The organism is uncultured Merdimmobilis sp. (genome assembly GCF_902471145.1).
Classification (GTDB): domain Bacteria; phylum Bacillota; class Clostridia; order Oscillospirales; family Ruminococcaceae; genus Merdimmobilis; species Merdimmobilis hominis.
In genome coordinates, this window is sequence record NZ_CABRJC010000017.1 from 37,185 (window position 1) to 46,027 (window position 8,843).

The window sequence follows — 8,843 nt, forward strand, 5'->3', positions numbered from 1 at the left end:
GGGCGCCATGAGCGAACACAAGGAAATTATTCGGGAAACCATTGAGATCTCCACCGAGTTCATCAAACTGGATTCCTTTTTAAAATTTGCCGGCATGCTGGAGACGGGGGGCCAGGCCAAAGAGGTAGTCCAGGCCGGCCTAGTCTCGGTCAATGGGGAAGTCTGCACCATGCGGGGCAAAAAGATCCGCCCCGGAGACATCGTAGAGGTGGAGAATTACCGGCTGGAGGTTGTCGGGCGTGCGGATTGATCGCCTCACCCTCACTGGATTTCGCAACATCGGGGAGATGGAACTCTCCCCCTGCCCCGGCGTCAATGTAATCTACGGCGACAATGCCCAGGGCAAGACCAATTTGATGGAGGCCATCTATCTGTTCACCGGGGCCAAAAGCTTCCGGGGGGCGAAGGACCGGGAGATGGTGGGCTTGGGGGAGGTGAAAACCCTGCTCCAGCTGGAGTTTTTCGGCGAAGGCCGCGCCCAGACCGCCCAGATTTCCCTGGCCCCCAAAAAGGCGGTTCTCCTCAATGAGATTCTGCTGGACAGCAGCACCAAACTGGCCGGCCAGTTTACCGCTGTGGTTTTTTCCCCCAGCCATCTGTCCCTCATCCAGGACGGCCCCCAGGAGAGGCGGCGGTTTTTGGACACCACCATCTGTCAGTTGAAGCCCAAATACATCCGGGTGCTCAATGACTACAGCCGGGTATTGGCCCAGCGAAACAGCCTTCTCAAAGACGTGGCTTTCAGCTCCTACCTGCTGGATACCCTGGACATCTGGGACCAGCACTTAGTAAGGCTGTCGGCCACCATCACCCGGACGCGGTACACCTATCTGGAGAAGCTTAAACAGCTGGCCGGGGAGGTGTATAAGGGTATTTCCCGGGAAAAAGAGGAATTCAGCCTGCGGTACCTGTCCAAAGCCTGCCCAGATCTTGCCGACCTCTCTGCCCCCGGGCTGGAAGAGGCTATCGCCGAGGCGGTGCGCAAAGCCCGCCGGGAGGACCTGAAGGCGGGCAGCACCACAGTGGGGGCCCACCGGGACGACCTGGAAATCTCCATCAATGGGATGAACGTCCGCACCTACGGCTCCCAGGGGCAGCAGCGAAGCGCCGTATTGGCCCTCAAGCTGTCCGAGTGCGGGATGATCCGCCAGCTCACTGGGGAGGAGCCTGTGGTCCTCCTGGACGATGTGATGAGCGAGCTGGATGAGAGCCGGCGGGAATACCTGCTCAACCATATGGGCGACCGGCAGATCTTCATCACCTGCTGCGACCCCAACTACTTCCGCCACCTGGAAGATGGGAAAAGCTTTCATATACAGGGGGGCGCCATCTATAAGGTGGAAGAATACGGCCGCCCCCAGAAGGAGGAAAATCCATGTATCTCCATTTAGGACAGGATACGGTAGTGCGCACCAGTGACATCATCGCCATATTTGACCTGGAAAACGCCTCCATCGCCAAATCCACAAAAGGGTACCTGGCCTCCGCCCAAAAAAACGGGATGGTGGTCAACGTGTCCACTGAACTTCCAAAATCCTTTGTTGTCTGCACCGAAAACGGCAGGACAAAGGTTTACATTTCCCAGATATCGTCGTCTACTTTAAAAAAACGCACCGGCTTTATCGCGGATATTGCCAATGTGTAGCCATAGGGGCACACAGACTTTAACGCAAGGAGAGTTTACCGTGCAGAACACACCACAAACCGAAACATATGATGAAAACCAAATCCAGGTGCTGGAAGGGCTGGAGGCTGTCCGCAAACGGCCCGGCATGTACATCGGCTCCACCAGCACCCGGGGCCTGCATCATCTGGTCTATGAAATTGTAGACAACTCTATAGACGAGGCGCTTGCTGGCTACTGCACCGACATCAAGGTGGAAATCCTCCCGGGGGAGGTCATCCGGGTCACCGACAACGGCCGCGGCATCCCGGTGGGCATCCAGCACCAGCAGGGCATCCCTGCGGTGACGGTGGTATTCACCATCCTCCACGCAGGCGGCAAGTTCGGCGGTGGCGGATACAAGGTCGCCGGCGGCCTCCACGGCGTGGGCGCTTCGGTGGTCAACGCCCTGTCGGAGTGGCTGGAAGTCCGGGTGTTCGACGGGTCCCACATCCACTACCAGCGCTTTGAGCGGGGCAAGATCATCTGCGACCTGAAGGTCGTCGGGGAGACCGACAAAACCGGCACTGAGGTCACCTTCAAGCCGGACGCTCAGATCTTTGACGACACCGTCTTTGACCGTGAGACCTTGGAGACCCGGCTGCGGGAGCAGGCGTTCCTCAACGCCGGCCTCAACATCATCCTGGAGGACAGCCGCAGCGGGGAGCCGGTAGTGCAGAAGATGCACTACGAAGGCGGCATCCGCAGCTTTGTGGAGCATATCCACCAGCGCAAAGGGCTGGAGGTCCTCCATGACGGGGTCATCTACATCAGCGGCCAGAGCGGCGACAGCCTGGCGGAAGTCGCTATGCAGTACAACGACAGCTACAACGAGCTGATCCTGTCTTTTGCTAACAACATCAACACCACCGAGGGCGGTACCCATGAGGTGGGCTTTAAAAACGCCCTCACCCGGGTGATGAACGACTACGCCCGCAAGTTTGGTATCCTCAAAGAGGCGGACAAAAACCTGACCGGCGACGATGTTCGGGAGGGCTTGACCGCCATTATCTCGGTCAAATTGACCGACGCCCAATTTGAAGGACAGACCAAAACCAAGCTGGGCAACAGTGAGATCCGCCCCTTGGTGGACAACATGGTCTATGAAAAGCTGACCACTTATTTTGAAGAAAACCCAGCTGTGGCGCGGGCTATTTTGGATAAATCCCTCAATGCGGCCAAAGCCCGGGAAGCCGCCCGCCGCGCCCGGGAGCTGACCCGCCGCAAATCCGCCCTGGAGACCGCCTCTCTGCCCGGCAAGCTGGCGGATTGCTCTGAGCGGGACATTGAACAGACGGAAATTTACATCGTAGAGGGCGACTCGGCAGGCGGTTCGGCCAAATCCGGCCGGGACCGCCGGTTCCAGGCCATCCTTCCCCTGTGGGGCAAGATGCTCAACGTGGAGAAAGCCCGTCTGGACCGGGTGTACGGAAACGACAAGCTGATGCCGGTGGTCACCGCTTTGGGATGCGGCATCGGGGATGAATTTGACATCTCCAAGCTGCGGTATGGCAAGGTAATCATCATGGCCGATGCCGATGTGGACGGTTCCCACATCCGCACTTTGTTGCTCACCTTCTTCTTCCGGTTCATGCGTCCCCTCATTGAAGAGGGCCATGTGTACATTGCCCAGCCCCCCCTGTTCAAAGTTTCCCGGGGCAAGCAGGTGCGCTATGCCTACGATGAAAAACAGCGGGATCAATACATCGCGGAGCTTTACCCCGATGGCACCACCAAGTCCGACGTGCAGCGGTACAAGGGCCTTGGTGAGATGGACCCGGAACAGCTGTGGGAGACCACCATGAACCCGGAGAACCGCACCATGCTCCGGGTGGAGATGGCCGACGCCATGAAGGCGGACGAGATTTTCACCATCCTTATGGGTGAAAAGGTCGCCCCCCGGCGGGAGTTTATCGAAACCAATGCCAAATATGTGCAGAACCTGGATATTTAGCGGGGCGGTGACAGAATGGACGAACAAAAAAAGCCTATTTTAACCCTGGAATATACCATACAGCCGGAGGAGTACCTCCACTTCAACCAGTATTTTGCCAAGGAGAATTTCCAGGCGAAGAAGAACAAAACCACTTTGGTGGGCGCCATTGAAACGGTGGTGGCTCTGATCCTTCTGTATGCCACCGCCACTGGGGAGGGCCAGTACCGCTTGATGCTGATCCTCCTCTCGGCGGCGCTAGTGGCCTTTGGCCTGTACAGCATGCTGTTTTACACCGTCATTTTTCCCTGGTCCTTGAAAAACGCTGCCCGGAAGAACTATGAAAAAAGCGACTATCTCAAAAACCCCATCCGGCAGGATTTTTACCCCGATTCGCTGGTGGAGACCAGCCAAGGGGTGGAAAACCGCTTTTACTGGAACGAGGTCTCGGAGATCCGGGAGACCCCTATTCTCTTCATGCTGATTTTGGAAGAGAAGCGGACCATTTTGATCCCAAAATCCGGCCTGGGCGACCAGATCTACGAGCTGGATGAATGTCTCAAACTGATTGAGCAGAAATATGGCAAACAACGGATTGTCAGCCAATAAACCGGGCCTCCTACCGCAACGGCAAGCAAGGCCAATTGGAAATAAAGGGTGAAAAGAAACAATGTTTAGTGACGCATCAACTGTAATCAATGTGGACATCGAGAACGAGATGAAAAAAAGTTTTCTCGATTATTCCATGTCGGTCATCGTCAGCCGTGCGCTGCCCGATGTCCGGGATGGCTTGAAGCCGGTCCACCGCCGCATCCTCTACACGCTGTATGAAAATGGCCTGGGGCCGGATAAGGCCTACCGCAAATGCGCCGACACCGTCGGTTCGGTGCTGGGCCGGTACCATCCCCACGGCGATGCATCGGTCTATGACGCTATGGTCCGCCTGGCCCAGGATTTTTCCATGCGCTACCCCCTGGTGGACGGCCATGGAAACTTCGGTTCGGTGGACGGCGACCCGGCAGCTGCCTACCGGTATACCGAATCCCGGATGAGCCGGATCTCCACCTCCATGCTCACCGATATTGACAAAGACACTGTCGATTTTACCTCCAACTACGATGACCGCCTGAAGGAGCCGGTGGTCCTCCCTTCCCGCTACCCCAACCTTCTGGTCAACGGCTCCACCGGCATCGCTGTGGGCATGGCCACCAACATCCCCCCACACAACCTGGGGGAGGTCATTGACGGGGTCTGCTGCCTCATCGACAACCCGGACGCCACCCTGGAAGAGCTGATGGAGCACATCAAAGGCCCGGATTTCCCCACCGGCGGCGTCATCATGGGCCGCAGCGGCATCCGGGCGGCTTATGCCACCGGTCGGGGCAAGATCACCCTGCGGGCAAAAACCGAGATTGAGGAGCACAAAAACGGCCGGGAGCGGATTGTGGTTCACGAGATCCCTTACATGGTCAACAAAGCCCGCCTCATCGAAAACATCGCCGACCTGGTCAAGGATAAACGGGTGGATCAGATCAGCGACCTGCGGGATGAATCCGACCGGGACGGCATGCGGATCGTCATTGAGCTGAAGAAGGACGCCAACGCCCAGGTGGTGCTGAACCAATTGTTCAGCTACACCCAGCTCCAGGATACGGTTGGTGTCATCATGCTGGCGCTGGTGGACGGCCAGCCCAAGGTCATGGGCCTCAAGGAGATCCTCTCCCACTATATCCAATTCCAGGAGCAGGTCATCGCCCGCCGCACCCAGTTTGACCTGCGCAAAGCAGAGGAGCGTTCCCACATCCTGGAGGGCATGAAGCTGGTCTGCGACCACACCGATGAGGTCATCGAAATCATCCGCCACTCCAAGGATCAGCCCGATGCCAAGGTCAATTTGATGGAGCGGTTCGGCATCACCGATGTCCAGGCCACCGCCATCGTCTCCATGCGCCTTGGGCAGCTGTCCGGTATGGAGCGGATCAAGATTGAGACCGAATTGGACGGCCTTTATGCCAAGATCGCGGAACTGCAGGCCATTTTGGCCGACGAAGGCAAGCTGCTTGCCATTGTCAAAGAGGAGATCCAGGTGATCCGGCAGAAATACGCCGACCCCCGCCGCACCGAGATCCAGATGGTAAGCGGCGAGGTGGATATTGAGGACCTGATCCCAGTGGAAGACTGCGTGGTCACCCTGACCCACTTCGGCTACATCAAGCGCCAGCCAGTGGACACCTACAAGACCCAGCGCCGCGGCGGCCGGGGCATCTCCGGCATGGCCCGCCGGGAGGAGGACTTTGTGGAGGAGCTGTTCATCTGCTCCACCCACGACTACATCATGTTCTTCAGCAACCGGGGACGGGTCTACCGCCTCAAGGGGTATGAAATTGCAGAAAGCTCCCGCGCCTCCAAAGGCATCAATATGATCAACCTCCTCCCCTTGGAGAAGGATGAGAAGATCACCTCCATGATCCGCATGTCCGAATTTGAGGAGGACAGCTTCCTGGTGATGGTCACCAAGCAAGGCGTCATCAAGCGGACCGAGACAAGCAGTTACCGCAACGTCCGCAAAGGCGGCCTCATCGCCATCAACCTGGACGAAGGGGATGAACTGGCCTGGGTCCGCCAGACCGACGGCCAGAGCCAGCTGATCGTGGCCACCAAGAACGGCATGGCCATCCGCTTTGAGGAGCAGGATGCCCGCGCCTTGGGCCGCACTGCCCGCGGTGTGAAGGCCATCACCTTGGAAGAAGGGGATGAAGTGGTAGGCATGGCAGTGGTCAACGAAGGGGAATACCTGCTCACTGTCAGCGAAAACGGCCAGGGAAGAAAGACCTTCCCCGATGAATACCGCATCCAAAGCCGTGGAGGCAAGGGAATCCGCAATTACTACACCGACAAAAACGGCCCTGTGGCCGGGGTGCTCATGGTCAACGATGAGGATGACATCTTTGTCATCAGCGAAGACGGCGTCATCATCCGGACCAATGTGGCGGAGATCGCCCAGCAGTCCCGGTATGGCGGCGGCGTGCGGGTGATGCGCATCCAGGAGGACAACAAGGTTGTCGCCTTGGCCCGTGCCCCCAAAGAGGTGGACTCCGCCGAGGAGGCTGAACCCCAGGAGGCCGAAGGGGAATCCCCCGCTGCCCAAGAACCTTCCACAGAGGAATAACCAAAGCAAAACAGCGCCGTCTAAGAGGATGGCGCTGTTTTTGACTGCTGCATTTGTGAAAACTGCGGGGTTGGGGGCAGCTCTCCCCTTCTATTTTTGTACAGCATGAGACGGGAAGATTTGCAAACAGTCATTGCATATTCATTCAAAAAGATGTATAATAATTCCCATAAAGGAGGGAGAATATGAAACAATATTCCTTTGATCATTACTATATTTACAGCGAAATGACCACGGTGTTACAGGAGTTGGCAGCGGAATATCCTGGACTTATAAAAATGCACTCCATCTGCACCACAGCCGATGGGCATGAAGTCTGGGCCACCGAGATCACCAACTACGCCACCGGCGGCGCCCTGGAAAAACCGGCTTACTATGTGGACGGCAGCCACCACGCCGGCGAGGTGACAGGTTCCATGGCGGCGATCCATCTGATCGTCACCTTGGTGCAGGGCTACGGCAAAAAAGACAACATCACAAATCTGCTGGACAATTTCACTGTCTATGTCATCCCCCGCATCAGCCCCGACGGCGCGGAGAAGGTGTTGACCACCCCGGAACAGCTCCGCTCGGTCAACCGCCCCTATCCCTTTGAGGAGTGGATGCCCGGCCTCCACCCCGAGGATTTGGACGGCGACGGCGTCATCCGCATGATGCGGGTCCCCGACCCCACCGGTGTCTGGAAAGCCATGGACAAAGATCCCCGCATCCTGGTGAAGCGCTCTCCCTCCGACTTCGGCGGAACCTATTACCACCTCTACCCCGAAGGGATCATCGAAGGGTACGACGGCGTCCATGTCCAGCCGGCAGAGGGAAAATGGAACTTGGATTTCAACCGGAACTACCCATTGGGCTGGTTCCCGGAGAACCGCCAGCCCGGCGCAGGCAAATACCCTTTGAGCAACCCGGAAAACAAAGCAGTGGTGGATTTTGTCCTCTCCCACCCCAACATCTGCGGCGGCGTGACCTACCACACCTCTGGCGGCTGCTACATCTATCCTCCGGGGACCAAACCGGAGAAACAGGCCGACTCCCGGGATATGCGGATGTTCAAGGAGATTGGCGCCATGGCCACCGAGGAGACCGGCTACGGCTGCTTCAACATCTTTGACGCCTTCCTCACCGACACGGTAAACTACTCCTCCGGCGCCTTTGACGACTGGATGTACAGCACCCAGGGCATCCCCACCTATACCGCAGAGCTGTGGGATCTGGCCATCCGCGCCGGGGTGCCCAATGTCTACCCCCGCACCACCCCCAAGACCGACCGGGAGAAAGCGGAGGCCCTTTCCCTCTGCTACCAGTGGATCGATGAGAACGCCAAGCAAAACAAGGCGGTCCCCATCTTGGGTTGGACCCCCTACGACCACCCCCAGCTGGGCAAGGTGGAGATCGGCGGCCCGGATTTTAAATTTACCTGGCAGAACTGCCCCATCGGCTTCCTGGAGCAGGAGGTGGAGAAAAACACCAACTTCTGTTTGCGGATGGCCGCTGCCCTTCCCCGGGTGCAGATTGACAAGCTGGCCGCAGAACAGCAGGCCCAGGGGATCTACAAGGTCACTGCCCTGGTGCGCAACGCCGGATACCTGCCCACCTTTGTCTGCAACGAGGCCAAAACCCTCGGGGTGGACGATCCGTTGACCGCTAAACTGGAGACCGCCGGGGTTCTCCTCTCCGGCGAGGCCGAAGGGAAAATCGGTCATCTGGAAGGATTCAGCGGGGTGAAAGCCCTGGAACTGGACAGCAGCTCCTACAAATACGGCAACGCCAAGGCATTCCACCAGGAGGAGTTTGTCAAGGAACTCACCTGGGTGGTTAAAGCTCCAGCCGGAACAGAGGTCTCCCTCACTGTGTCCGGCAAAAAATGCGGAAGCAAAACAGCGTCCATCACCTTGTTGTAAGGGCCCTCGTGCCGGCCCTTTGAACCCCCGGCCAGGAGGGCTTTATCAAGATTCCATCTTGCAGTGGCTTTGCAGGCGCTCCGCCCTGCACCCGGCCCCATTTTCTGGCGAAAGAAAATGGGGGAAAAGTTCGCCGGGGAGACCCCGGTCCCCCTATCTGTGCGCCACAATGGGTAC

At 57.8% G+C, this 8,843-nt stretch carries 7 protein-coding genes; all 7 read left to right on the forward strand.

Going from position 1 to position 8,843, the window contains the following annotated elements; translation table 11 throughout:
* Positions 1–7 precede the first annotated feature (7 nt).
* The 7 genes from RDQ42_RS08380 (at position 8) to RDQ42_RS08410 (ending at position 8,666) form a co-directional block, all read left to right on the forward strand.
* Entirely contained in the window at positions 8–250 is a 243-nt protein-coding gene (locus RDQ42_RS08380) for an RNA-binding S4 domain-containing protein (RefSeq protein ID WP_054331918.1), read from the forward strand.
* Positions 240–1,391, forward strand: coding sequence for a DNA replication/repair protein RecF (gene recF, locus RDQ42_RS08385; protein WP_308588541.1), 1,152 nt, complete (start codon positions 240–242; stop codon positions 1,389–1,391). The genes RDQ42_RS08380 and recF overlap by 11 nt, the downstream gene beginning before the upstream one ends.
* Positions 1,376–1,645, forward strand: a complete 270-nt coding sequence (gene remB, locus RDQ42_RS08390) for an extracellular matrix regulator RemB (protein ID WP_071427501.1) — start codon at positions 1,376–1,378, stop codon at positions 1,643–1,645. The genes recF and remB overlap by 16 nt, the downstream gene beginning before the upstream one ends.
* The gene (gyrB, locus tag RDQ42_RS08395) at positions 1,638–3,617 is read left to right on the forward strand and encodes a DNA topoisomerase (ATP-hydrolyzing) subunit B (RefSeq protein WP_071427502.1); all 1,980 of its coding nucleotides are present in this window, start codon (positions 1,638–1,640) and stop codon (positions 3,615–3,617) included. Before remB ends, gyrB begins: the two co-directional genes overlap by 8 nt.
* Before the next feature lie 15 nt (positions 3,618–3,632).
* A complete protein-coding gene (locus RDQ42_RS08400; RefSeq protein ID WP_054331915.1) occupies positions 3,633–4,205 on the forward strand; it encodes a YcxB family protein in 573 nt (190 codons plus the stop codon).
* A gap of 61 nt (positions 4,206–4,266) precedes the next feature.
* A complete protein-coding gene (gene gyrA / locus RDQ42_RS08405) occupies positions 4,267–6,765 on the forward strand; it encodes a DNA gyrase subunit A (RefSeq protein WP_054331914.1) in 2,499 nt (832 codons plus the stop codon).
* Positions 6,766–6,950: 185 nt separating this feature from the next.
* Positions 6,951–8,666 (forward strand): M14 family metallopeptidase, encoded by a 1,716-nt coding sequence (locus RDQ42_RS08410; protein ID WP_231357921.1) that lies wholly within the window; start codon positions 6,951–6,953, stop codon positions 8,664–8,666.
* The last annotated feature ends 177 nt before the right edge of the window (positions 8,667–8,843 follow it).

Bases quoted from the DNA above. Each gene is read 5' to 3' on its own strand.
- RDQ42_RS08400 (WP_054331915.1), top strand. From the start codon at position 3,633: ATGGACGAACAAAAAAAGCCTATTTTAACCCTGGAATATACCATACAG.
- remB (WP_071427501.1), top strand. From the start codon at position 1,376: ATGTATCTCCATTTAGGACAGGATACGGTAGTGCGCACCAGTGACATC.
- RDQ42_RS08380 (WP_054331918.1), top strand. From the start codon at position 8: ATGAGCGAACACAAGGAAATTATTCGGGAAACCATTGAGATCTCCACC.
- gyrA (WP_054331914.1), top strand. From the start codon at position 4,267: ATGTTTAGTGACGCATCAACTGTAATCAATGTGGACATCGAGAACGAG.
- RDQ42_RS08410 (WP_231357921.1), top strand. From the start codon at position 6,951: ATGAAACAATATTCCTTTGATCATTACTATATTTACAGCGAAATGACC.
- gyrB (WP_071427502.1), top strand. From the start codon at position 1,638: ATGTGTAGCCATAGGGGCACACAGACTTTAACGCAAGGAGAGTTTACC.